The sequence below is a fragment of the Azospirillum baldaniorum genome, from assembly GCF_003119195.2.
Classification (GTDB): domain Bacteria; phylum Pseudomonadota; class Alphaproteobacteria; order Azospirillales; family Azospirillaceae; genus Azospirillum; species Azospirillum baldaniorum.
This window is the reverse complement of the sequence record NZ_CP022253.1, coordinates 2665492-2688247: the sequence shown is the minus strand read 5'-3', so window position 1 is coordinate 2688247 and position 22756 is coordinate 2665492. Positions and strand designations below refer to the sequence as shown.

17 protein-coding genes and 1 pseudogene are annotated in these 22756 nt (G+C 68.3%); 10 read left to right on the top strand and 8 right to left on the bottom strand.

Annotated features, from left to right (window positions below):
• Nucleotides 1-12: 12 nt before the first annotated feature.
• From Sp245p_RS12665 to Sp245p_RS12655, 3 genes are all read right to left on the bottom strand, one after another.
• Nucleotides 13-1491 (bottom strand): hypothetical protein, encoded by a 1479-nt coding sequence (locus Sp245p_RS12665; RefSeq protein WP_129557169.1) that lies wholly within the window; start codon nt 1489-1491, stop codon nt 13-15.
• A gap of 11 nt (nt 1492-1502) precedes the next feature.
• Nucleotides 1503-3416, bottom strand: a complete 1914-nt coding sequence (locus Sp245p_RS12660; protein ID WP_129557168.1) for an esterase/lipase family protein — start codon at nt 3414-3416, stop codon at nt 1503-1505.
• A 126-nt stretch (nt 3417-3542) separates the two neighbouring features.
• Nucleotides 3543-4160 (bottom strand): hypothetical protein, encoded by a 618-nt coding sequence (locus Sp245p_RS12655; RefSeq protein ID WP_014239558.1) that lies wholly within the window; start codon nt 4158-4160, stop codon nt 3543-3545.
• A gap of 606 nt (nt 4161-4766) precedes the next feature.
• On the opposite strand from Sp245p_RS12655, the gene Sp245p_RS12650 reads away from it, so the two are divergent.
• Together Sp245p_RS12650 and Sp245p_RS12640 are read left to right on the top strand one after the other, a co-directional pair.
• Nucleotides 4767-5615, top strand: a complete 849-nt coding sequence (locus tag Sp245p_RS12650; protein ID WP_014239559.1) for a DUF2092 domain-containing protein — start codon at nt 4767-4769, stop codon at nt 5613-5615.
• 590 nt (nt 5616-6205) lie between these two features.
• The gene (locus Sp245p_RS12640; RefSeq protein ID WP_041810916.1) at nt 6206-6400 is read left to right on the top strand and encodes a hypothetical protein; all 195 of its coding nucleotides are present in this window, start codon (nt 6206-6208) and stop codon (nt 6398-6400) included.
• Between the two features lie 28 nt (nt 6401-6428).
• Here Sp245p_RS12640 and Sp245p_RS12635 read toward each other — a convergent pair whose 3' ends face one another.
• From Sp245p_RS12635 to Sp245p_RS12625, 3 genes are all read right to left on the bottom strand, one after another.
• Nucleotides 6429-7295 (bottom strand): aminoglycoside adenylyltransferase family protein, encoded by an 867-nt coding sequence (locus tag Sp245p_RS12635; protein WP_198421071.1) that lies wholly within the window; start codon nt 7293-7295, stop codon nt 6429-6431.
• Nucleotides 7296-7406: 111 nt separating this feature from the next.
• On the bottom strand, nt 7407-7691 hold the full coding sequence (locus tag Sp245p_RS12630; protein WP_014239563.1) for a glycine zipper family protein: 285 nt from the start codon (nt 7689-7691) through the stop codon (nt 7407-7409).
• Nucleotides 7692-7763: 72 nt separating this feature from the next.
• Nucleotides 7764-8165, bottom strand: a complete 402-nt coding sequence (locus Sp245p_RS12625) for a Rap1a/Tai family immunity protein (RefSeq protein ID WP_014239564.1) — start codon at nt 8163-8165, stop codon at nt 7764-7766.
• Nucleotides 8166-9166: 1001 nt separating this feature from the next.
• Between Sp245p_RS12625 and Sp245p_RS12620 the strand changes: the two genes are divergently transcribed.
• The 8 genes and pseudogenes from Sp245p_RS12620 to Sp245p_RS12585 all read left to right on the top strand — a co-directional run bounded on the left by Sp245p_RS12620 (nt 9167) and on the right by Sp245p_RS12585 (nt 20772).
• Nucleotides 9167-11389 carry a DUF3141 domain-containing protein gene (locus Sp245p_RS12620; protein WP_158310383.1) on the top strand — a complete coding sequence of 741 codons (2223 nt, stop codon included), beginning with the start codon at nt 9167-9169 and terminating at the stop codon, nt 11387-11389.
• A 47-nt stretch (nt 11390-11436) separates the two neighbouring features.
• Nucleotides 11437-11913, top strand: coding sequence for a hypothetical protein (locus tag Sp245p_RS12615; protein ID WP_014239566.1), 477 nt, complete (start codon nt 11437-11439; stop codon nt 11911-11913).
• A 42-nt stretch (nt 11914-11955) separates the two neighbouring features.
• Nucleotides 11956-12885: pseudogene (locus Sp245p_RS12610) on the top strand (bifunctional enoyl-CoA hydratase/phosphate acetyltransferase); the annotation flags it as partial.
• 7 nt (nt 12886-12892) lie between these two features.
• On the top strand, nt 12893-14104 hold the full coding sequence (locus Sp245p_RS12605; RefSeq protein ID WP_014239568.1) for an acetate/propionate family kinase: 1212 nt from the start codon (nt 12893-12895) through the stop codon (nt 14102-14104).
• A gap of 27 nt (nt 14105-14131) precedes the next feature.
• A complete protein-coding gene (locus Sp245p_RS12600; RefSeq protein WP_014239569.1) occupies nt 14132-15244 on the top strand; it encodes an efflux RND transporter periplasmic adaptor subunit in 1113 nt (370 codons plus the stop codon).
• Complete coding sequence (locus tag Sp245p_RS12595; RefSeq protein WP_014239570.1) at nt 15241-16395, top strand: efflux RND transporter periplasmic adaptor subunit; 1155 nt, start codon at nt 15241-15243, stop codon at nt 16393-16395. Before Sp245p_RS12600 ends, Sp245p_RS12595 begins: the two co-directional genes overlap by 4 nt.
• Nucleotides 16392-19517 carry an efflux RND transporter permease subunit gene (locus Sp245p_RS12590; protein WP_014239571.1) on the top strand — a complete coding sequence of 1042 codons (3126 nt, stop codon included), beginning with the start codon at nt 16392-16394 and terminating at the stop codon, nt 19515-19517. The genes Sp245p_RS12595 and Sp245p_RS12590 overlap by 4 nt, the downstream gene beginning before the upstream one ends.
• A gap of 127 nt (nt 19518-19644) precedes the next feature.
• A complete protein-coding gene (locus Sp245p_RS12585) occupies nt 19645-20772 on the top strand; it encodes an AI-2E family transporter (protein ID WP_014239572.1) in 1128 nt (375 codons plus the stop codon).
• A gap of 92 nt (nt 20773-20864) precedes the next feature.
• On the opposite strand, the gene Sp245p_RS12580 is transcribed toward Sp245p_RS12585, so the two are convergent.
• Nucleotides 20865-21950: an Ldh family oxidoreductase gene (locus Sp245p_RS12580; RefSeq protein ID WP_014239573.1), complete on the bottom strand. Its 1086-nt coding sequence runs from the start codon at nt 21948-21950 to the stop codon at nt 20865-20867.
• Nucleotides 21947-22690, bottom strand: coding sequence for an SDR family oxidoreductase (locus tag Sp245p_RS12575; protein ID WP_041810917.1), 744 nt, complete (start codon nt 22688-22690; stop codon nt 21947-21949). The genes Sp245p_RS12580 and Sp245p_RS12575 overlap by 4 nt, the downstream gene beginning before the upstream one ends.
• Nucleotides 22691-22756 lie beyond the last annotated feature (66 nt).

Sequence of the window (22756 nt, the reverse complement as noted above, 5' to 3'; positions counted from 1 at the left end):
GGTCATCCTCGGTCAACGCCGCCGCCGAACAAGCCACAGGCGAACGGACCACAGGCCGGCGGCGAGAAGTCCGGCCATCACGGCACCCACAAGGGCGATGTCGCCGACACCCGGCCGTTGGAGACGACCGCCCTCCCACGCCGCGCGGACCTTCTCCAAATCCTCCTTCAGCGAGGGGAGGGGGAGCGCGGCGAGGTCGTCCACGGGGAGGGACCCCAGAATGCGCCGCGGGTCCGCCGCCGCCCGCCATCCACTGTCCAACGGCAGGCTCTCGGCAAGCCGGCCGACCTCGCCTGTGTCCGTGAAGAATTGCGGATCGAGCGTCAGCGGGAACAGGGTCGTCTCGCCCCGCATGCGCAGCTCGATCATCGCGTTCACGTCGTTGCAGACGCCCAGCGCGTAGTAGCCGCCGAACGGTAGCTCCGGATGGCGCCGCTTGATCGCATCGTAGGCGCGCACAATGACGCCGGCGAGGCGGATCACCTCCATCGCCTCCTCTCCGCGGTAGCGGTGCGCCACCCTGCCCATGACCCAGGCCTGATCGCGCGTCACGCTCGGGCGGAACACGGCCTGGCCGTCGATTCCGAAATAGAAGGACAGATCCGCGTTGACCACCGGGCCGCGGACGATGAGTTCGTGCTGGGAATGGCTGACCGGAACCAGAAGGTTGCGGTCCGTCCCGGGGACCGGCAGGCGGGTGTCGATCCAGAACGGCGTCAGGACGTCGCGGCCATGGTAGATCAGGTCGCCGAAATTGGCGAAATACCGTGAATCGCGAACCTCCACGTCGTGGCCGCTCCGCGCCAATGCTTCCACCAGGGCGCGGGGCGTGTCCGACGTTTGGCCGTCAGTTCGGCCGTCAGTTTGGCCGTCAAGGACGACCCGGTACCGCTCTCCGCCGTCCGGCGCGTTCAGGGAAAGGCGGTTGAGCAGTTCGGCCAGACGCAGACCATCGGCGTAGCGCTCGGCCAGCGCGGGATCGACGCGGTCGCCGGCTTCCAGCCCAAAGCCCAGAGGGCGCAGATAGGCATCCGGCGCCGGAGGGGTACCGGCGGCGGGAATGCCCAGCCCTTCCTCGACCGCCGTCTCGATCTTCTCCTTTGCCGCCTGTTCGACCGTCGCGGGTTCCGGTGGGAGGTCATCGTCGCTGGATCGGCCCAGCGTGGCCCCGGCGAGCCGCACGGATCGGCCCATTCCCTGGACCGTCAGCCCGGGAAACCGGTCCAGCCCTTCGAAATCCTTGCCGAGGATCATCTCGCGCAGCCGTTTGATCTCGTCCGGCCCCAGAATGCCGCCCGCCTTCGGATTGCGTCCCAGGCGCCGGTACAGGGCTTCCACGAACTCCGGGTTCCGGGCCAGTTCGGACATGACCTGCGAGACGGGCAGCCATGGCGCCTCGTCCGCCCGTGAAGGCGCGGAGCACAGCAGGGCGCCGGACAGGATGAGAGCGGAAACGGTGCGTCCCAGGCCCATCATGCCAAGGCCCATCATGGGGGCCACCGTCAACGGGTCCGGCTCGCGACGCGGGGAGCGCCGGGGCCCGGCGGTCCGCACGCGGTGCGTTTCGTGCAGGACTCATCCCAGTGGAGGAGAAGGATGCGGCGCACCTCCTCGATCGTGCGCGGGTCGGACTGCGTCGAGTGTCCGGACCGCACGATGTACTCGGACTCGACCCCGTCGATGTGGGCGCTCTTGTACTCCACGACGCCGTCGTCGCCGGTTTCGACCGGCCCGTCGCCGCGCACCGCGATGATCGAGTGCGCCTTGACCCCCGCGGCGATGGGCGTGCGCGCCAGGGTCTGGACCAGCAGGCTGCCGGGTGTCATGGCGTGGACGCTGCCAAACCCTGTCTGTCCGGCAAGCGTGGTGCTGGCGTCGTCCAGCTTGCCGATTTCCGAACTCACTCTCAGGAGTCGTCCCGGCAGCCGCACCAGACTTGCGACAAACTGGCTGATCCGGTTGCCGGCGACGTAGCTGCCGCCGTGCGGCGTGGCGATGAAGACGAGGCGTTTGACCGACGGAACCGGCTTTATGAACAGGGCGCGCGTCAGCAGGTCGCGCGTTTCCGGGTCGAGCTGAAGCTGGTCCGGCGGCTTGCGGAACGCCGTGTTCCACAGTCGGGCGCCCGTGTCCACCGCCGTCAACTTGGTCAGGAGGCCACCCTGGCTGTGCCCGATGACGACCATCTCGCGCAGCGCCGGTTCCTGCCCGGACGGGTCCAGGGTGGACACCGCCTCCTGCAGCGCGTCGCGCAGCAGAAGGGCGGAGTAGGGAACGGGGTTGCCCGTCTCGTAGCTGAAGAACCAGAACTGGAAGCGGTCGCGGATGCGCGGGTCGCTTCTCAGATCGTTCAGCATCTCGGCCCAGCGCACCGGGCTCGATGCCGTCCCGTGGACGAAGACGACGGGAATGCGGCCGGACCGGTACGGCTCCAGCGCGACGAGGCGGGACGGCATCTTGTCCAGCAGGCCGCCGCGCAGGAAGCCGCCGAACTCGAATTCCCAGACCGGCATGCCGTCCAGCATGTAGGCCAGCGTGGCGGTGTGCTCGACCTCCAGCGGCACCGGTTGGCGGTCGATCAGCACCGCTTCGGTTTCGGACGCGGGGTAGAGTTCGAGTTGCGCGCGCACCTGCCCGCCCATGATCTGGCGCCGGGGATCGGGGATGCGCAGCAGCGCGGTTACGGGCGTCTTGACGCGCGGGGCGACCTGGAAGCCCTTCGCCAGGGTGCCCTGCGTGGTCCCCGCCGCCAAGGGAGCGCCGATGCCGGGTTGGCGATAACGGGCGTCGAGGCCGTGAACCTGCAACTCGGCGACCGGAAAGAAGCCGGTCAACTGGCGCCCGCCCCACACCAGTTCCCGGGAATCAAAGGCCACGTCCAACTCACCGAACGGCAGCGGGTGGCGGGCCTCCCGAATGGCAATGCCGGTTCGGTCCTCCGTCGCCAGCCCGGAGGTCAGGCCACGGTTGTACAGGTCGGTGGCCAGCCGGAACCTGGGATCGTAGGGGCTGGGCGGCTGGTCCAGTCCTCCCGGAAAGAGAAACGCGTAGGCGTAGAGGGCGGACGCCAGATAATAGGGCGGCCCTCCCCGCTCCTCGGCGTGCAGGAACGACATCTCGGCCAAGGCGAAGATCTCGTCGGCGCCGCCATGCCCCTGCGTGACCAGAGCGCGGAGGTCGGCCATGGCGTTCTCGGGCTGCGTCAGAAAGCGGTCCGTCAGGGACCACCGGCGCAGCACGTTGTGGGTCGGATCGCTGAGCGCGTGCGCCGACAGGACGTTGTGCGTGAGCTGCTGGTGGACGGTGCCGTGGTCCACGCGTTCGACGCTGACCGCCGTCGCGCATCCCCCGGCAAGAAGCGTCCAGGCCAGCAGGAGCACGGCGACGAAGCCCCTCGGAAGGGGCGGGTGCCTCATCCCGCGGGCTCCTGCGCCGCCCGTCGCCATCGGCCGGGCATTCTGGCTTGCGTGCACTCCCATGCCCTCCGCCCGTGCTCTTGGCCCCGACCCTTCGACTGCGTTCGCGAGGACCGCCGTTGAGAATCAGCTCTTGCGCGCCGGCTCGATCGACACCGCGAGGGCTTCGCTGACGACGGCGGTGATCGTCTCGCCGACCTTCAGCGAGGGAAGCTTCGCCTGTCGGGCGGGGTCCGTCACCTTGACGGTGTAGACCTCGCCGCCGTTGGGATTGACGAGGTCGATGCTGTTCGCGCCGAGGTCGATGCCGACGACCAGCCCGCTGAGCCGCGTCACCTGCACCCCGATGCCGCCCGGCGCCTCGACCGAGCGCGCGACCGTCTGCTGGATCTCGTCCTCGGGCACGGGCGCACCGGGTTGGGACACCGTGAAGGCCACGGAGCGGTAGAACTGCGCGTCGACGGTGTCTCCCACCTTCAGCATCTCCAGGCGCACTGCCGGCCCGGCCATGACGGTGACCGGCGTGCCCGACGGTCCGGCCAGCGTGACCTTCCGCTTGGCCGGATCGATGGCTGTGATATTCGCGTGGATCGTCACCGCGGCACTTTCCGGGATGACGTTCGTCAGCACGGGCCTGTCCTGCGCCGACGCCGGATGCGGAAGGGTGCCCGGCACCAGGAGCGCGCCGCAGAGGATGCCCACTGCGATGGCGGTGGCCGTTGGCAAGGCTGCACGACGCTTCATGCTGTCCTCCTGTTTTGCCCGGCATACCGCAGCGCTGTCTTCGAAGCGCAAAGTTGGAGTGCGGGCCTGGGGCCGTCCGGTGTGGTGCGTTGTTGTCCACAGCCAAGTCCTGTAACCCGAGACGCCGTCTCTGACGAGTATTCTACGGTAGCTTGGCTTTCGCTGATTCCTGCCGTTGGGCCGACTGTTCAGGACACACCCGGCCCGGTGACGGGCGTGAGCATCGGACGGCTTCCGCAGTCTCGGTTACCGTAATGGATGTTACGGTAGCGTACTTGGCACAACGGCGGTGTTCCGCCGCCCTTCGCCGTCGTACATCACCCTGGCACCGTGGACAGCTGCCATCAGGACCCCCCCGGCGATGGGGGGGATGGGGTCGAGCGGCGTTCTGTCCAACAGGACCTCGACCCGCTCCGGGCGTCCTTCCACGCGGCGAGTGGCCTCGCGGGCGCACCGGCAATTCGGGACAGCGTTACCGTAGCGGCCTGCATCGACCGTGGCTGCTACTTTCAATGGCTCCGCTCCATGTTGCTCAATGATCCCAGGCCTTTCATCGATGCCGCCGGCGCGGCGTCCGGGGCACGAGGCGCGACAGGAGGGATGTCGATGAACGGACCCAGATGGCTGATATGGTCGGCGCTGTGCCCGGTGCTCTGCGTTTTCGTTCTGGTCGGGCCGGCCTTCGGGGCCGAGGCGCCGCCGTCCGACAGCCCGCCGCAAGTGGTCGAGCAGGACGAGCCGCAAGACCCGGCGATCGACGACGAGGCGATGACCGTCCTGACGCGCATGGCCGACACGCTCGCACAGTCCCAGCGCTTCACCGTGACCATCCGGGCCAGCTACGACGTGGTTCAGGACACGGGGGAGAAGATCACGTTCGGCGAGCGCCGCGCCCTCACTCTGAACCGTCCCGACGGGCTGCGGGTCGAAGCGCAGGAGAGCGATGGAAAGCGGTCGCTGGTGACGTTCGACGGCAAGGCGATCTCCGTGTTCAACGCGGACGAGAACGTCTATGCCCAGATCGAACGGACCGGCACCATCGACGACGCCGTGCGCTATCTGGTCCAGGACCTTCAGGTGCGGCTGCCGCTGGCGCTGCTCTTGGTCAGCACGCTGCCGGATGAACTGGAGCAACGCCTTCAAACGCTCGACTATGTGGAGCGGGACACGCTCACGGCGGTGCCGACCGATCACTTGGCGGGGCGCACCGAGGATGTTGATTTCCAAATCTGGATCGCCACCGAAGGCCCGCCGCTGCCCGAGCGCGTGACCATCACCTACAAGGGTGACGAGGGCGAGCCGCAATACCGGGCTGAATTCTCCGACTGGAATCTCAACCCGGACGTCCAGCCGGCGCAGCTCGCCTTTCATCCTCCGGACGGCGCGGAACGCATCCCGGTCATGATCCGTGTCCGCCGGACCGCGGCCGGCAGTTCGGAAGGAGCGCCAAAATGAACAGGTCGTCGTCACAGCTCTCCTCGCGGCCATCTTCAAAGATTGTCTTTTCCGTTGCCGTATCCCTGCTGCTGGTGGCCGGATCGGTCGCGGATGCCTATGCCCGAGGCGGTGGTCGCGGTGGAGGCGGTGGAGGCGGCGGCCGAGGGGGCGGTGGGGGCTTCTCCCGGTCCGGCCCGGCGGCGGGGGGCGGCTTTTCCGCTCAACGATCCACGGCGGGGCGATCCACCGCGGCAGTTGGTGCCCGTCAGTCCGGCGCCACCCAGCGGTCGAGCCAGCGGACGGCCTCAGCACAGACGGCGTCCCGGCAGTCCGGCGCTACGGAGCGGTCCGCGCAGCGCGCCGAGACGCAGCAGACGCGCACGGAAGCCCGGGCCGACACGCGGACTTCGGGCCAGCAGGAGCGGACAGAACGGCAGGGCCAGCGCCAGCAGGGCCAGACCGAACGCACGGAAGCCCGTCAGCAAGGCCAGACCGAACGCACAGAATCGCGGGCCTACGCGGCGCAGAACATCGCCAACGACTGGGACGGTCATCACTATTACGACGATGACGACGACGATTGGGGCTGGGCCCTTGCGGGTGCTGCGGTGGGAGCGACCGCCGGCTACATCGCCGGTGCGGCCACGGCGGGGCCCAACTACGTGACGGTGCTTCCCTGCACCCCCACCGTCGTGCCGTACGGCGGCGTCAGCTACTACGGCTGCAGCGGAACCTGGTACAACCGCAGCTATGTGAACGGAAGCGTCACCTACGTCACCGTCACCCCGCCTCCCGGTTACTGACTGTTTGGAGCGTGATCCGTCAGCTCGATCATGTTTCGGCCGTCAGGGTTTGAATGCGTGCGATGACGTGGTCGACATGCGGCCGCACCCCCGGCGCGAGATCGCTCCAATCCTCCCCCTCCTCGCCGAGATAGGCCGCTCGGGCGTGCGCCAGAACGCGCCGGTGCTCCTCGGGCAGGCGCGCGAGCGCCCAATCGGCGGCCTGATCCTTCGGGAGGATTTCGCCGGTCGTGAGCGTCGTCCAGATGCGTGCCAGGGTCAGCAGCCCGTTTCGTCTGTCGTCCCCCTCTTCGATGCCCGGGATCAGGATCGGCACCATGTCCAGCATGGCCCGGACGAAATCCGCGCGCGGCACCGGATCGAGGACAGCGGCGACGGGCGGGCCGAAGAGCGGCAGGGCTCCGCGGCGGGCCGTCTCGATCAGCACCGCGACGTCGGGGTCTTGGCATGGCCATACGGGAATGTCGCCCCGCTCGAACTCGGCGCGCATCCATTCGCCATACTGAAGCTCAAGGCAGGCGGGGTGGCGCCATGGGATCAGGGCCGGGCGGGCGAGGATGGTGAGTTCGACGGGGCGGCCCGGTCCGCCGACCGCGGCGCTTCCCGAGATCGGCAAGAGCTTACGGACGATCGCGACGCGCTCATCCTGCGACAGCGATCGCTCGGTGACGACGAGGATGTCGAGATCGCTGTTCGGGCGCAGGCCGCCCGCGACCGCCGATCCGTAGAGATACGCGGCTGAGGCGGCGGCGCCGAGAGCGTCGCGGACAACCGCCGCAGCGGCGACGGTCTGCTCGCAGGATCGTGGTTCATGCGTCAGGAACGGTATCATCGCCATCAGAATGCCAGCCACGTCGCGGCATGACAACATCGCGGCATGCCAGCGGCTGGCCAAGCTCCGCGATCGTCCCTTACACGGTCGTTGTCGATGCCCGTGACGAGGACGCGCCTGCCATCCAGTGGGATCGGCGGTATGGCGAGGGCGTCCCCGTCGGCGCATGAAAGGTCACTGGGTGCCGCTTCGCTGGGTGGACCCCTGCTGGACGCCGCGCTGGTAAGCCGAGGCCTCGGTCCGCTTGTGATAGTCGTAGAGCAGACCGCCGGCCAGACCGGCACCGGCGCCAATGGCCGCACCCATGCCGGCGTTGCCGGCGATGGCGCCGATCAGCGCTCCGCCGGCAGCGCCTCCGGTCGTGCCGGTGAGCGCGCGTTGCTGGGTCGGTGACATGTCGGCGCAGGCCGCAAGGGGAAGCGCGACGACGGCGACGCGGAGGATTTGTGTGGGTTTCATGGTCTTTCCCATCCTGGTTGGCCTTTGATCGACGGCCGTGGACCGCGGCGGTGGAAGCGGAGGCCGGCGGGATCAGGTGCGGCAGGGGTAGCGCTGGGACAGGAAGCGGAACAGCCCATCCACCGGCGGCGTGTCCATCAGCTTGGGATTCTGCTTTGCCCAGGTGACGAAAGCGGAAACGGTGTCGTTGCGCGAGGGCGGTGGCGTCGGCGCGCACACCAGCTGGCGCTTGCCTTCGGCGGCCGTCACGACCTGATGGTATTGATAGGCGCCGATGGCGAAGCCGTGGCAGAAATGGAGCGCCGCGATGCCGGTCGGGTCGTTTGGCGTGGCTTCGCACAGCCGCACAAGGTCGCCCGTGGTCCGGACCTGAAAATTGGTTTCCGTGGGGGCCGGCGCCATCTGCGCGTTCGCGGCGGTGATCACCGTCGCCGTGAGGGCAACGGCCAGAGCGACCTTGGTTCGGTGTTTCATGGTTTGCTCCCAGCGCTTTTTGTGGGCGGCTTTTCGTACGCGGATTTTCAGGGACAGGAGACGCTTCCCCGACGAACCGGCCGGCCCGCTGCGAATCGATGGACAGCCGATCGGATGGGCGGCGTGCACAGGTCGGGGGCGAGAATTTAACTCGCAAGACACTGTGCTTTGGAAGGTAGCATTCCTCCAAGCCAAAGCGCAGTCATGCTACGGTAACGCCCACCGTATCGGTCATGTGAAGAGGGGCATCCTCTGTTCAAAATGCCGATGAACGAACAGAATTTACCCCCTTGCAGGGCGTATTCTTTCTTAATGAAAGAAGAATCAAATAAAATTTTTAGTAACAATTGCGGAAATACCCGCTGATTTGAGTTTTTTAAAATCCAAGTCTCATTCATGAAAAATCCAAAGCGCGAATCCCTGCCGAAAGCGGTGCCGCTGCACTGTTTCGGGGATGGGCCGCCAAGAGAACGCGGCCTGATACGGTAACAGCGCCAACAGTTGCATGCTTCAACGCGGCGGATGATGCGGTGCAGTATTTCCCGTGTCTAAAGTCAGTGCCTTGGCCTCTCACATTCTCATCATGGGTCGGTATCCGCAGCGCCGGTGTCGCAACGCCTTCGCGGATGCAAAAGAAGCCGGTCGGCACAGCGAACGCACAGCTCGAACGCACAGCCGGCGCAGGAGCGTACAGCCAAAGAGGACATGTGATGAAAAATCGGCGGGTGCGTCCCCTGACGGAACAGCAGCCTCTGGCGAGCTGGTTTTCCGCCTGGACCGCGGCATTTCCCTTTCTTGGACCTTTCGTCGAATCCGCAGAAAACGGGGCTGCAGAAAAACCAACCGGGGCAAAATCAACGGGGGCGAAACCGGCTGGGACAAAGCCGGTCGAAGACACGGCAGCCGTGAAAGGCGCGGATGGTTGGCAGACGCCCGCCTTCCCCAACCCGTTCAATCTTCCCAACCCATTTCAGGACGCTTTCGACTATGGCGTCGATGCCATGCAGCGTTGGGTCCTGTTCCTGGATGTCCTGCGGCGCCGCGGTGACCAGTTCATGGACCACGCCGATAAAGGAAAGCCGCCTGTCCTGTCCTTCCCGTACGAGGTTGTTATGGAAGGGCGGAAGCTGAAGCGGCCGTGCAATTACATGCTGCTTCACATCCTGCCGGACCCCGCTGTCGGCACGGACCCGGCCAAGCGCCCGTTCGTGATCGTCGATCCGCGCGCCGGCCACGGACCCGGGATCGGCGGCTTCAAGCCGGACAGCCAGATCGGCACCGCTCTGCGGGCCGGCCACCCCTGCTACTTCATCGGCTTCCATCCCGAACCGGAGCCGGGCCAGACCCTCGCCGACGTGGGTGAAGCGGAGGCCTTCTTCATCGAGCATGTCGGAAAACTGCACGACGGCGCGGGCGGCAAGCCGTGCGTCATCGGCAATTGCCAGGCCGGCTGGGCGGTGATGGCGCTGAGTGCGGTCCGGCCCGACCTGATGGGGCCGATCATCATCGCGGGCTCCCCGCTGTCCTACTGGGCCGGCGTGAAGGGGCGGAACCCGATGCGCTACCTCGGCGGGCTCTATGGCGGCGCCTGGCTCGCCGCCCTGGCCAGCGACCTTGGCAACGGCCGCTTCGACGGGGCGCATCTGGTCGGCAACTTCGAGAAGCTGGACCCGGCCAACACCTATTGGAAGAAGGCGTACAACCTGTACGCCCATATCGACACGGAAGCGGACCGGTACCTTGAATTCGAAAAGTGGTGGAGCGGCTTCTTCCTGATGAACGGGGAGGAGATCGAGGCCATCACCGACGAGCTGTTCGTCGGCAACAAGATGACCAGCGGCGGCATCGTCCGGAACGGGCGCCGGCTGGATTTGCGGAACATCCGCTCGCCCATCTTGGTCTTTGCGTCCTTCGGCGACAACATCACGCCGCCGCAACAGGCGCTGGGCTGGATCCTCGACCTCTACAGCGACGTCGAGGACATCCGGGCCCACGAGCAGACCATCGTCTACAACCTGCATCACGACATCGGGCACCTGGGCATCTTCGTGTCCGGCCGCGTCGCCCGCAAGGAGACGTCGGAGTTCGTCGAGAACATTGACTTCATCGACCTGCTGCCACCCGGTCTCTACGAGATGATCCTCCAGCCGAAGGACCCGAACGTCCCCGGCGCCGATCTGGTCGCGGGGGATTACGTCACGCGGTTCGAGCCGCGCACGCTCGACGACATCCGCGGGCTTGGCGGCAACACGCCGGAGGACGACCGGCGCTTCGCCGCGGTGGCCCGCATCTCGGACATCAACAAGGGCCTGTACGCCACCTTCGCCCGGCCCTCGATCCAGGCGACCATCAACGAGCCCTTTGCCGAATGGCTGCGGATGATGAACCCGGCGCGCAGCCAGTATTACCTGTTCTCGCACCTCAACCCCTTCATGGCGCCGGTCGGCCCCATGGCCGACTGGGTGCGCGAGCACCGCCGGCCGGTGAGCCCGGACAACCCGTACCTGAGCGCGCAGAACCGCGTCTCGGACGAGATCGTGCAGGGCCTCGACCGCTGGCGGGACGCGCGGGACGGCGCCGTCGAACGTCTGTTCATGAGCCTCTACAACGCACCGCTCCTTCAGGCTCTGGTCGGTCTGGCTGCGCCGGGCGAGGACGCGCGGCCGCCGCACGTCCGCGACGAGGCGTTCGAAGCCCTGGTCGAGAAGCGGATGGCCGAGATCATGGCCCGCGTCGAGGAAGGCGGTGTGCGGGAGGCGCTGTTCCGCGTCCTGATCCACGCGCGGCGCGGCGAAGGCGCCCTCGACGAGCGCGCCTTCCAGATGCTGCGGAAAATCCGCGACGAGCATCCCGGCACGCAGCACCTGTCCGTGGACGCCGTCCGCGCGGTCTTCCGCGAACAGGTCTTCCTGATGCTGATGGACGAAGCCGCGGCGATGAGCGCGCTGCCCAAGCTGCTGCCCGGAGTGAAGGAGCGCAAGGAGGTGATGGCGCTGGCGGAGCGAGTCCTGGAGGCCTCCGGGCCGCTGACCCCAGACCAACGTGCCCGCCTGCGGCAGGTGGACGCCCTTCTGCACGACAAGGAGGAGCGCATCGAGGCCGAACGCGAGCCGCCCCTGCGCGTGCTGCCAGGGGCCGGCGGAGCGTCGCTGGCCAAGGCCGCCTCCGACATCAGCCGGGCGGACGCGCCGCCCAGGGCGATGGGCACCGCGAAGGCCAAGTGAACCCGGCGCCGAGACAAGAGGCTGACAAGCAACAAGGGGAACGCGTCATGAGCAACATGGACCAGACCAGGGCGGCCGCGGCCGCCCCCGACATCGGTGACGACCTGATCTCGCCCGACGAACTCCGGAAACTCGGCGAGGAGCACGAGATGGCGTTGCTCCAGGAAGCCCTGGAGCGGGAAAAGAAGCACATGAAGGAACAGGACACTGTCCGCGAAGCCTTCATGAACCAGCACGTCCGCCCCGACGCCAAGGAGCGGTTCACCCGCGCGGTGCGCGACGCCGCGTCGCGCGGCGTGAAGGAAATCCAGGTGGCGCGCTTCCCGAGCAGCTACTGCACCGACGGCGGCCGGGCGATCAACAATTTCGAGCCGGACTGGCCGGATTCCCTGACCGGCTACGCCCGCGAAGCCTACGAGGTCTTCGACAAGAGCCTGAGGGCGAAGGGCTACAAGCTGCGGGCGCAGATCCTGGACTATCCCGGCGGAATGCCGGGGGACGTCGGGCTGTATCTGCGCTGGTGAGGAGGGCGCGTCATGGCCGGCAGCCAGCCACCGCCCGCGCATCGGCACGAAAAGTACGAACGGCTGGTCGCCGCCTGCCGCGCGATTTCCCCCGTCTCCACGGCGGTGGCGCACCCTTGCGACGCCTCGTCCCTGGGCGGCGCCGTCGACGCGGCCCGTCAGGGCTTCATCATCCCGATCCTGATCGGTCCGGCCGCGCGCATCCGGGCCGTGGCGGACGAGTCCGGACTCGACATCGTCCCGTACGAGATCGTGGACGTGCCGCACAGCCACGCCGCCGCCGCCACGGCGGTGGAGATGGTGCGCCAGGGGCGCGCCCAGCTCCTCATGAAGGGAAGCCTGCACACGGACGAACTGCTGCGCGAGGTGGCGAGGAAGGACAGTGGCTTGAGGACGGAACGGCGCATCAGCCACGTCTTCATCATGGACGTGCCGACCTACGCCAAGCCGCTGTTCATCACCGACGCCGCGGTGAACATCGCGCCGACCCTGGAGGACAAGCGCGACATCATCCAGAACGCCATCGATCTGGCGCGGGCGCTGGGGAATCCCCAGCCGAAGGTGGCGATCCTGTCGGCGGTCGAGACCATCAACCCGAAGATCCCCTCCACCGTCGAGGCCGGCGCCTTGTGCAAGATGGCCGACCGGGGGCAGATCACCGGCGGCCTGCTCGACGGGCCGCTGGCGCTCGACAACGCCATCAGCCCGGAAGCGGTCAGGATCAAGGGCATCGCCTCCCCGGTCGCCGGGCAGGCCGACATCCTCGTCGTGCCGGATCTGGAGGCGGGCAACATGCTCGCCAAGAACCTGACCTTCCTGGCGAACGCCGATGCCGCCGGCATCGTGCTGGGGGCGCGGGTGCCCATCGTGCTGACCAGCCGGGCCGACAGCGTCATGACGCGCATGGCCTCCTGCGCCGTGGCGGCGCTGTACGCGCACCGGCAGCGGATCGAGCAGCCGGTGAAGGGGTGAGGCCGCCATGACCGAGATGAGCATGACCGAGACGATCCTGGTCATCAACGCCGGTTCCTCCAGCATCAAGTTCCAGCTGTTCGACGCGGCGGACGGGACGCTGCCGGTGCGCCTGCGCGGCCGGATCGAGGGGATTGGCACGGCGCCCCGGCTGATCGTTCAGGAGAGCGGCCAGGACGGCAGCCGGGACGGCGGCGTGACCTTGCCGGCGGAGTCCGGCGACGGGGTTCCCGGTGCGCTGGCCTTTCTCGGCGCGTGGCTGCGGGGGCGGCTGGGCGGCGCCATGCCGGTTGCGGTCGGGCATCGGGTGGTTCACGGCGGGCCGGCCTACGACAGCCATGTGGCGGTGGACGACGCGGTGATCGGGACGCTGGAGACCTACGTTCCGCTCGCCCCGCTCCACCAGCCGAACAATCTGGCGCCGATCCGGGCGATCCGGAAGCTTTTGCCGGACGTGCTTCAGGTCGCCTGCTTCGACACGGCCTTTCACCGGCACCATTCCGAACCGGCCGACCGCTACGCCATCCCGGACGCCCTCCATCGGGAGGGTGTGCGGCGCTACGGCTTTCATGGCCTGAGCTACGAATACATCGCCGGGCGCCTGCCAGACCTCGCCCCCGGCATCGCCGGCGGGCGGGTCGTCGTCGCGCATCTCGGCAGCGGGGCCAGCATGTGCGCCATCCAGGACGGGCGCAGCGTCGACAGCACCATGGGCTTCACCGCGCTGGACGGGCTGCCGATGGGCACGCGGCCGGGGCAGTTGGACCCCGGCGTGGTCCTGTACCTGATGGACAAGGGCATGGACGCCCGCGCCATCGAACGGCTGCTCTACCACGACTGCGGCCTGAAGGGGCTGTCCGGCATCAGCAACGACGTCCGCGACCTGCTGGCCAGCACCGATCCGCGCGCCAAGCTTGCGCTGGACTGCTTCGTCTACCGGGCAAGCCTCGCCATCGGGGCGCTGGCCGCCGCCATGGGGGGCATCGACGGGCTGGTGTTCACGGCCGGCATCGGCGAGCGTGCGCCGGCCATCCGCAAGGCCATCGCGGAGCGGGCGCGCTGGCTCGGCGTCGACCTCGACGAGGCGGGCAACGCCGCGAACGCGCTGTGCATCACGACGCCGGACAGCCGGGTCAAGGGCTGGGTCATCCCGACCGACGAGGAACGGATGATCGCGCTCCACACCCGCGCCATCCTCCGCCGCCACCGCTCCGCGTGACACGGCCCCGAGAAGGAGAGAGGCACCATGTCCTGGTCATCCGGTTTTGGGTCATCCGGTTTTGGGTCATCCAGATCGGCTGTTTTCGCCGGCCTCCTGCTTCTCGGCTGCGAGCAGCCGACGCCGCCGCCGGCCGAGGCGACGCTGATCCGCGCCCTGCCGGTGCAGGTGAGCCAGTTCGACCGCACCGCCGCGCTGACCGGTGAAATCCAGGCCCGCCACGAAAGCAACCTCGGCTTCCGCGTCAGCGGCAAGGTGATCGAGCGGCTGGTGGACGTCGGGCAGACGGTCACGTCCGGCCAGCTGCTGGCGCGGCTCGACAACCAGGACCAGACCAACGCCGTGAGGTCCGCCGAGTCCGACGTGGCGGCGGCGCAGGCCGCCGTCGAGCAGAGCCGGACGCAGGAGGAGCGCCAGCGCTCCCTGCTCGCCAACGGCTTCACCACCCGGGTCCAGTACGACAACGCCCAGAAGCGCTTCCAGCAGGCGCAGGCCGAGCTGAACTCCGCCGAGGCGCAGCTGGGCTCGGCCCGCGACACGCTGTCCTACACCGAACTGCGGGCCGACCGCGACGGGGTCATCACGGCGAAGGCGGCGGAGCCCGGTCAGGTGGTCGCCGTCGGCCAGCCGGTGCTGCGGCTGGCCGACCCGAACGAGCGGGAAGCGGTCTTCCAGGTGCCGGGCGCCAGCATCCGGCTGGAAGGGCGGGAGGGCCTGCCGCCGGTCGAGGTGCGGCTCGTCAACGATGCCAAGACCGTCACCGAGGGCACGATCCGCGAGGTGTCTCCGGGGGTCGATCCGGTGACCCGGACCTACACCGTGAAGGTCTCCCTGCCCAACGCCCCCGACGCCTTCCTGCTCGGCTCCTCCGTCGTCGGGCGGGCCAAGCTGCCGACGCGCCCGGTGGTCAATCTGCCGTCCTCGGCCCTGTTCCAGACGGGGAACGGGGAGCCGGCGGTCTGGGTCGTGGCGCGGCCGGCCGACACGGTGAGCCTGCGCCCCGTCTCCGTCCTGCAATACGACACCGGCACGGTCACCGTCTCCAGCGGCCTCAGCGATGGCGATCTGGTGGTGGTCGGCGGCGTCCAGAAGCTGCGGCCGGACCAGAAGGTCACCATCAAGCAGGGGAGCGGCGCATGACCCGCATCGCGCGACCAACCACGCGGCTCCCAACCATGTGGCGGCCACCCGCGAAGCCGCTTCTCGTCGCGCTGCTGGCGCTGGCCACCGCGCTGGCCGCCTGTCAGCCGCAGGGCGGCCATCACGCCGACGCGGCGCCGGTGATCCGCCCGGTGCGGACCGTCACCGTGGAGCCGGTGACCTTCCGGATGGGCGGTTCCGCCACCGGAACCATCGAAGCGCGGGCCGACGCCGACCTCGGCTTCCGCATCGCCGGAAAGCTGATCGAGCGCAAGGTCGACGTGGGCAGTCTGGCCAAGGCCGGCGACGTGCTGGCGCGGCTGGACGACCAGGACCAGCGCAACGCGCTGCGGACCGCCGAGGCGAACCTCGCCTCCGCCAAGGCCGATCAGGTGCAGGCGCGCAACGAGGAGTCCCGCAAGCGGGAACTGCTGGCCAACGGCAACGCCCCGCAGGCGCAGTACGACGCGGCGCTGCTGGCGATGCGCACCGCCGACGCCAAGGTCGTCGCGACGCAGGCGGCGCTGCAATCGGCCCGCGACCGGGTCGGCTACACGGAGCTGCGGGCGGACCGGGACGGCGTGGTGACCACCATCGGGGCCGAGCCCGGACAGGTGGTCGAAGCCGGGCAGATGGTGGTGCGCGTCGCCCAGCCGGAGGAGCGCGAAGCCGTCTTCAACGTCGCCGAAACCGGCATCCGGGCAGCGCCGAAGGACCCGGTGATCGACGTCTCGCTGGCCGGCGCGCCGGACATCGTGGCGGTGGGTCGCGTCCGCGAAATCTCGCCCCAGGCCGATCCCGTCACCCGGACCCACACCGTCCGGATCGCTCTGGACAACCCGCCCGACGCCCTGCGCCTCGGCGCGACCGTCATCGGCCGTTTGAAGCAGCCGCCCGCCCCGGTGGTTGAGCTGCCGGGAACGGCGCTGTTCGAGGAGGCGGGGCGGAGCTTCGTCTGGCTCGTCGACCCGAAGGCCCAGACCGTCCGGCGCCAGCCGGTCGCGATCCGGCCCAGGGATGGTGATGGCCCGGTCATCGTCACCGAGGGCCTGACCCGCGGCGACGTCGTGGTCACCGCCGGCGTGCACAGCCTGAGCGAAGGCCAGCGGGTCCGGTTCAACCAGAAAATCGAAACGGCGGCGGCACCATGACCGGCTTCAATCTCTCCGAGTGGGCTCTGCGCCACCGTTCCTTCGTCTGGTACCTGATCATCTCTCTGACGCTGGCGGGCGGCATGGCCTACATGCGCCTCGGCCGCGAGGAGGACCCGGCCTTCACGATCAAGACCATGGTGGTCCAGGCCAACTGGCCCGGCGCCACCATCGAGGACACCATGAAGCTGGTGACCGACCCGATCGAGAAGAAGCTGGAGGAGATCCCTTATCTCGACTACGTCAAGAGCTACACCAAGCCCGGCATCTCGGTCGTCTACGTCAACCTGAAGGACTACACGCCGGCCGAGGCGGTGCCCGACCTGTGGTATCAGGTCCGCAAGAAGATCGCCGACATGAAGTCCACCCTGCCGCAGGGCGTGCAGGGGCCGGCCTTCAACGACGAGTTTGGCGACACCTTCGGCACGGTCTTCGCCTTCACCGCCGACGGCTTCAGCTACCGCGAACTGAAGGACTACGCGGAGACCGCGCGGGCCGATCTGATGCGCGTGCCGGACGTCGGCAAGATCCAGTTCGTCGGCGTCCAGAACGAGCGGATCTACCTCGACTTCTCGACGCGCAAGCTGGCCGCGATGGGGATCGACCGCGAGCAGGTCATCGCCGAGCTTCAGGCCCAGAACGCCGTGGCCCCGGCCGGCGTGGTCCAAGCGGGCGACGAGAAGATCTCGGTCCGGGTCAGCGGCGCCTTCACGTCGGAGGACAGCCTGCGCGCCATCAGCCTGCGCGCCAACGACAAGTTCTACCGGCTGGCCGATCTGGCGGACATCCGGCGCGGCTACGCCGACCCGCCGTCGCCGCTGTTCCGCTACAACGGGCAGCCGGCCATCGGGATGATCATCTCCATGGCGGCCGGCGGCAACGTGCTGACCTTCGGCGAGGGCATCCGCGAGCGGATGCGGCAGGTCGAAGCGAACCTGCCGGTGGGCATCGGCGTCCACCTCGTCGCCAACCAGTCGGTGGTGGTCGAGGAGTCGGTCGCCGGCTTCACCAAGGCGCTGAAGGAGGCGGTCGTCATCGTCCTGGTGGTCAGCTTCATCAGCCTGGGCCTGCGTGCCGGGCTGGTGGTGGCGACCTCCATCCCGCTGGTGCTGGGCATGACCTTCATCGGCATGGAGTTCTACGGCATCACGCTCCAGCGCATCTCGCTGGGCGCGCTGATCATCGCGCTCGGCCTGCTGGTCGACGATGCGATGATCACCGTGGAGATGATGATCACCAAGCTGGAGGAGGGCTTCAGCCTCGATAAGGCGGCGACCTTCGCCTACACCTCCACGGCTTTTCCCATGCTGACCGGCACGCTGATCACCGTCGCCGGCTTCATCCCCATCGGCTTCGCCCAGGGCGGTGCGGCGGAATACTGCTTCACGCTGTTCGCCGTGGTGGCGATGGCGCTGCTGTTCTCCTGGATCGTGGCGGTCTTGTTCGCGCCCCTCATCGGGGTGAACGTGCTGCCCAAAACCATGAAGGCGAAGCATGGCAGCGAGCCGGGGCGCCTGATGCGGATGTTCCGGGGCAGCCTGCGCATGGCCATGCGGGCGCGCTATGTGGTGATCGTTGCGACGCTGCTGCTGTTCGGCCTGTCGGTCTTCGGCCTGCGCTTCGTCCAGCAGCAGTTCTTCCCCGCCTCCGACCGTCCGGAACTGCTGGTCAATCTGACCCTGCCGCAGACGGCCTCGATCCGGTCGACCGAGGAGGTGGTGGATCGCTTCGAGAAGGTGCTGGCGGCCGATCCCGACGTCGATCGGTGGAGCTTCTACGTCGGCCAGGGTGCGGTGCGCTTCTACCTGCCGCTCGACGTGCAACTGGCCAACGACTACTTCGCCCAAGCCGTGGTGGTGACCAAGGGCTACAAGGTCCGCGAGGCCGTCCGTGCCCGGCTGGAGAAGGTGCTGAACGAGAACTTCTCCGATCTGAACACGCGGGTCAGCCCGCTGGAGATGGGGCCGCCGGTCGGCTGGCCGATCCAGTACCGCGTCTCCGGACCCGACGTGGGCGAGGTGCGGGCCATCGCCGCCCGGATGGCCGACACCATCGGCACCAACCCCTACACGCTGCTGGTCAACTACGACTGGAACGAGCCGTCGAAGGTGGTGCGGGTCGACGTGGACCAGGACAAGGCCCGCCTGCTGGGGATCAGCTCCAAGTCGCTCAATCAGGCGCTGAACGCCACGGTGTCGGGTGCCGCCTTCACGCAGGTGCGCGACGACATCTACCTGATCGACGTGGTCGCCCAGGCGACCAACGCGGAGCGCAGCTCCATCGAGACGCTGCGCAACCTCCAGATCGCCATTCCGGATGGCCGCACCGTGCCGCTGGGCGAGGTCGCGACCATGCGCTACGACCTGGAACAGCCGGTGGTCTGGCGGCGGACGCGCCTGCCGACCATCACCGTCCAGGCCGATCTGGTTCCCCCGTTGCAGGCCGCGACGGTGGTGCAGCAGCTGGCCCCGGCGGTGGACGAGCTGCGGCGCAGCCTGCCGCCCGGCTACACCGTCGAGGCGGGCGGCACGGTGGAAAACAGCGCCAAGGGCATGGCCTCGATCACCGCCGTCTTCCCGATCATGATCTTCGTCATGCTGACCATCCTGATGATTCAGCTTCAGAGCTTCCAGAAGCTGTTCCTGGTCATCAGCGTGGCGCCGCTCGGCCTGATCGGCGTCGTCGCGGCGCTGCTGCCGACCGGCACGCCGCTGGGCTTCGTCGCCATTCTGGGCGTGGTCGCGCTGATCGGCATGATCGTCCGCAACTCGGTCATCATGATCGCCCAGATCGACGAGCATCTGGAGGCGGGGGAACATCCCTGGGACGCCGTCATCAACGCCACCATGCACCGCGTGCGGCCGATCCTGCTGACGGCGGCGGCGGCCAGCCTGGGCATGATCCCCATTGCGCCCGAGGTCTTCTGGGGTCCCATGGCCTACGCGATCATCGGCGGCCTGATCGTGGCAACCCTGCTGACGCTGCTCTTCCTGCCGGCGCTCTACGTCGCCTGGTTCCGGATCCGGGAACCGGCGGCGGAGGAGCGCGCCAAGCCCCGGTACGACGGGGCCATGCACCCGCCGGGTGCGGCGCCGACCAAGGGGGTGACGAGCGGCGTGTGACCACCCGCCGATCCTGCCGACATGCCCGACTCGATGTCATGCGTGTGCGGCGGTCGAATTCCCACCCGATGATTTTCCGCAAGACCGGCGGTGCTCGGACCAGCGCGCGCCGAAGGGGACAGAAGCCATGGCGGACTTCATTCACGACCGGTTCATGCCGCACGCCGACGCCTCGGAGGTCCCGGAGCGGCACGAGATGAGCTACGTCCGCAAGGCGCTCGTCCTGTCCATGATGCTGGTCCTGCTGATCGGCTGCTTCGTCGTGTTGCGCCCCTTCATCGCGGCGATCCTGTGGGCCGTCATCCTGTCCTTCAGCACCTGGCCGCTGCATCGGCGCATCGAGCACGCGCTCGGCGGCCGCACGACGCTGTCTGCGGCGATCATGACGCTGATGATCATGGCGGTTCTCGTGGTGCCTCTCGTCGCGCTTGGAACGAAGCTGTCCGAGAGTGTTTTCCGGGTCTTCGAGACGATTCACGCGGCCATGGAGCAGGGGTTTCCACCCTTGCCGGACTGGCTGGTCGGCATTCCGATCCTGGGGGACCGGCTTCAGGAGATGTGGAGCGTGCTGGCGAGCGGCGAGTCCAATCTGCGCACGACGCTCCAGCCCTATCTCGGCCAGATCCGCGACGGGGTGCTGGCGAGCGGCGGGCATCTTCTCTCAGGGACGTCGCTGATCGCGCTGAGCGTTCTGATCGCCTTCTTCCTCTATCGGGACGGTCGCACCGCCGTGCACCGGCTGCGCAGCATCGTGGGGCGGATCGCCGGCGACCGCGCGCGGCAATCCCTCGACGTCGCCGCCGAAACGATCAACGGGGTCGTGCATGGCGTGCTCGGCACCGCGCTGGTTCAAGCCATCGCCGCCACCGTGGGCTATTGGATCGCGGGGCTTCCCGGCGTCCTGCTCCTCGGCTTCGTCACCTTTTTCCTGACGCTGGTGCCGATGGGGCCGGCGCTGATCTGGTTGCCCGCCGCGATCTGGCTGGCCAGCCAGGGCCGCACCGGCATGGCGATCTTCCTGGTGGCCTGGGTCGGCCTGCTGGTCGGCAGCCTCGACAACATCCTGCGCCCGATCCTGATCGGCCGAAGCAGCGATCTTCCCTTCATCATCATTTTCCTGGGCATCGTCGGCGGTCTCGTCGCTTTCGGCCTGATCGGCATCTTTCTCGGCCCGACGCTGCTCGCCGTGGCGTACGGCCTCATCCGGGAATGGAGCGGAGGAAACGAGCCGGGCGACGCTTCCTCCGTGCCTTGATCGGGGGCTGGTGGGCGCCGTGCCCGGCGACCAATCACGACACCGTCAGCCCCGGATCACCTCCGGCGCCGCCTTCTCCGCTCCACCCGGCCTTATGATGGCGAGGCCGCCGGGGCCGGAGCGGGAACGCCATAGGCCTGGGCGAGTTGGTTGAAGCTGTCGACGGTCGTCTGGTCGATGGGAATGCCAAGCGACCTGCGACGCTCCGCCTCGGCCCATTCGCGGTCGCCGGGCGCCATGACCGTTCGGCCCGGCACCGCCCGGGACCCGCGCAGGGCGGCCAGATAGCGCGCCATGTTGTCCTGGAAGTTTTCCTGCGGCAGGAAGGCCTCCGGACGGATCGCCATCACGAAGGCGCCCATGCCGCGCGGCGTGCTCAGGTCCGGCCCCGGCATCGGAAGGATTTCGAAGCTCAGCTTCATGCCGGTCAGGACGGCGCTGAGGATTTCCACGAAACCCGCCAGCCCGGCCCCCTTGAAGCCGAACTCGCCACCCAGCGGCGCCAGCATCTCGGCCCGCTCGGGATCGGTGGTGTCGCGCCCCTCGGGGTCCGACGCGGTGGCTTCGGGAAGCGGTATGCCGAGGCTGCGGTAGAGCTGGACGCGGTTGTAGGGGATGGCGCTGGTGGCCATGTCGAACAGCCACGGATCGCCGTCCTTCACCGGAACGGCGATGGCGATCGGGTTGGTGCCGTGGAAGCGTTCGGCACCGTCGTGCAGCCTCATGAAGCTGTCGGAGTTGCAGAAAGCCATGCCGATGCAGCCCGCCTCCGCCGCGGCGAGCGCGAAGGCGCCGGCCGGGCCGAAATGGGAGTTGTTGCGGATGGCGACCGCGCCGATGCCGAACCGGCCGGCCAGCTCGACCGCCTTCTCCTGGGCGCGATAAGCGCCGAGCGCGCCGTGGGCGTTGTCGGCGTCCAGCGTGGCGACGGCGCCGAATTCCGACAGGATGCGCGGGGCGGGGCGCGGGTTCACCCGTCCCTGGGTCATGGTGGCCACATAGTGCCCGAGCAGCCGCACGCCGTGGCTGTCGACCCCCAGCCGGGAGCCGTGCATCATCGCGCGGGTGGCCGCGTCCGCCGTCGCCTCGTCCGCTCCCGCGGCCAGGAACACCGCGCGGCAGAAGGAGTCCAGGGCATCCGCGCCATAGCGGGCGGTCGGCTGAGCCGGTCCGGTCACAGCGTCTGCCCCCCGTCGGCGACGAGCAGGCTGCCCGTCATGAAGCCGGACTCGTCGCTGGCCAGATACACCGCGGCGGCGGCCATCTCCTCGACGGTGCCCAGGCGGCCCATCGGCTGGCGCGCGATGAACTGCGCCCGCATGCCCTCGGGATCGGCGCTCGACTGTATGCGCTCCTCCAGCGACGGCGAGTGGGTGGTGCCGGGGCACAGCGCGTTGCAGCGGACGCCGGCGCCGATGAAGTCGCGGGCCACGGCCTTGGTCAGGCCGATCACCGCCGCCTTGCTGGTCCCGTAGGCGGTGCGGTTGGCGACGCCGGTCAGGCTCGACGCCACCGAGGCGACGTTCACGATGGAGCCTTGGCGCCGCTCGATCATGCCGGGAAGCGCCGCCCGGATGGTGTGGAACATCGAGGTGACGTTCTGGTCCAGGCTGCGCGCCCAATCCTCGTCGCTGCAGTCCAGGATGGTGCCGTTGTGGACCCACCCGGCGTTGTTGACGAGGATGTCGAGCGGCCCGGCCTCGGCGACGACGCGCCGGACCGCCGCCGGATCGGTCACGTCGAGAGCGACCGGGGTGATTTTGGAATCGATGCGGGGCAGATCCTCCATCTTGGACAGCGTGCGGCTGGCCGCGACGACGCTGGCCCCCTCCCGGGCGAAGGCGAGCGCGATGGCCCGTCCCATGCCCTGTCCCGCGCCGGTCACCAGCGCGCGTTTTCCGTCTAGTCTGCCGGTCATCGTGTTTGGAACTCCACCAGTCGGCGCCGTACCGGGCGCCGGGTTGGACGCAGGGATTCGATGAGT

Excerpts from the sequence above, each read along its gene's own strand:
- Sp245p_RS12590 (WP_014239571.1), top strand. The coding sequence starts at position 16,392 with ATGACCGGCTTCAATCTCTCCGAGTGGGCTCTGCGCCACCGTTCCTTC.
- Sp245p_RS12585 (WP_014239572.1), top strand. The coding sequence starts at position 19,645 with ATGGCGGACTTCATTCACGACCGGTTCATGCCGCACGCCGACGCCTCG.
- Sp245p_RS12625 (WP_014239564.1), bottom strand. The coding sequence starts at position 8,165 with ATGAAACACCGAACCAAGGTCGCTCTGGCCGTTGCCCTCACGGCGACG.
- Sp245p_RS12605 (WP_014239568.1), top strand. The coding sequence starts at position 12,893 with ATGACCGAGATGAGCATGACCGAGACGATCCTGGTCATCAACGCCGGT.
- Sp245p_RS12575 (WP_041810917.1), bottom strand. The coding sequence starts at position 22,690 with ATGACCGGCAGACTAGACGGAAAACGCGCGCTGGTGACCGGCGCGGGA.
- Sp245p_RS12665 (WP_129557169.1), bottom strand. The coding sequence starts at position 1,491 with ATGATGGGCCTTGGCATGATGGGCCTGGGACGCACCGTTTCCGCTCTC.
- Sp245p_RS12630 (WP_014239563.1), bottom strand. The coding sequence starts at position 7,691 with ATGAAACCCACACAAATCCTCCGCGTCGCCGTCGTCGCGCTTCCCCTT.
- Sp245p_RS12655 (WP_014239558.1), bottom strand. The coding sequence starts at position 4,160 with ATGAAGCGTCGTGCAGCCTTGCCAACGGCCACCGCCATCGCAGTGGGC.
- Sp245p_RS12600 (WP_014239569.1), top strand. The coding sequence starts at position 14,132 with ATGTCCTGGTCATCCGGTTTTGGGTCATCCGGTTTTGGGTCATCCAGA.
- Sp245p_RS12660 (WP_129557168.1), bottom strand. The coding sequence starts at position 3,416 with ATGAGGCACCCGCCCCTTCCGAGGGGCTTCGTCGCCGTGCTCCTGCTG.
- Sp245p_RS12615 (WP_014239566.1), top strand. The coding sequence starts at position 11,437 with ATGAGCAACATGGACCAGACCAGGGCGGCCGCGGCCGCCCCCGACATC.
- Sp245p_RS12595 (WP_014239570.1), top strand. The coding sequence starts at position 15,241 with ATGACCCGCATCGCGCGACCAACCACGCGGCTCCCAACCATGTGGCGG.
- Sp245p_RS12620 (WP_158310383.1), top strand. The coding sequence starts at position 9,167 with ATGCAGCGTTGGGTCCTGTTCCTGGATGTCCTGCGGCGCCGCGGTGAC.
- Sp245p_RS12650 (WP_014239559.1), top strand. The coding sequence starts at position 4,767 with ATGAACGGACCCAGATGGCTGATATGGTCGGCGCTGTGCCCGGTGCTC.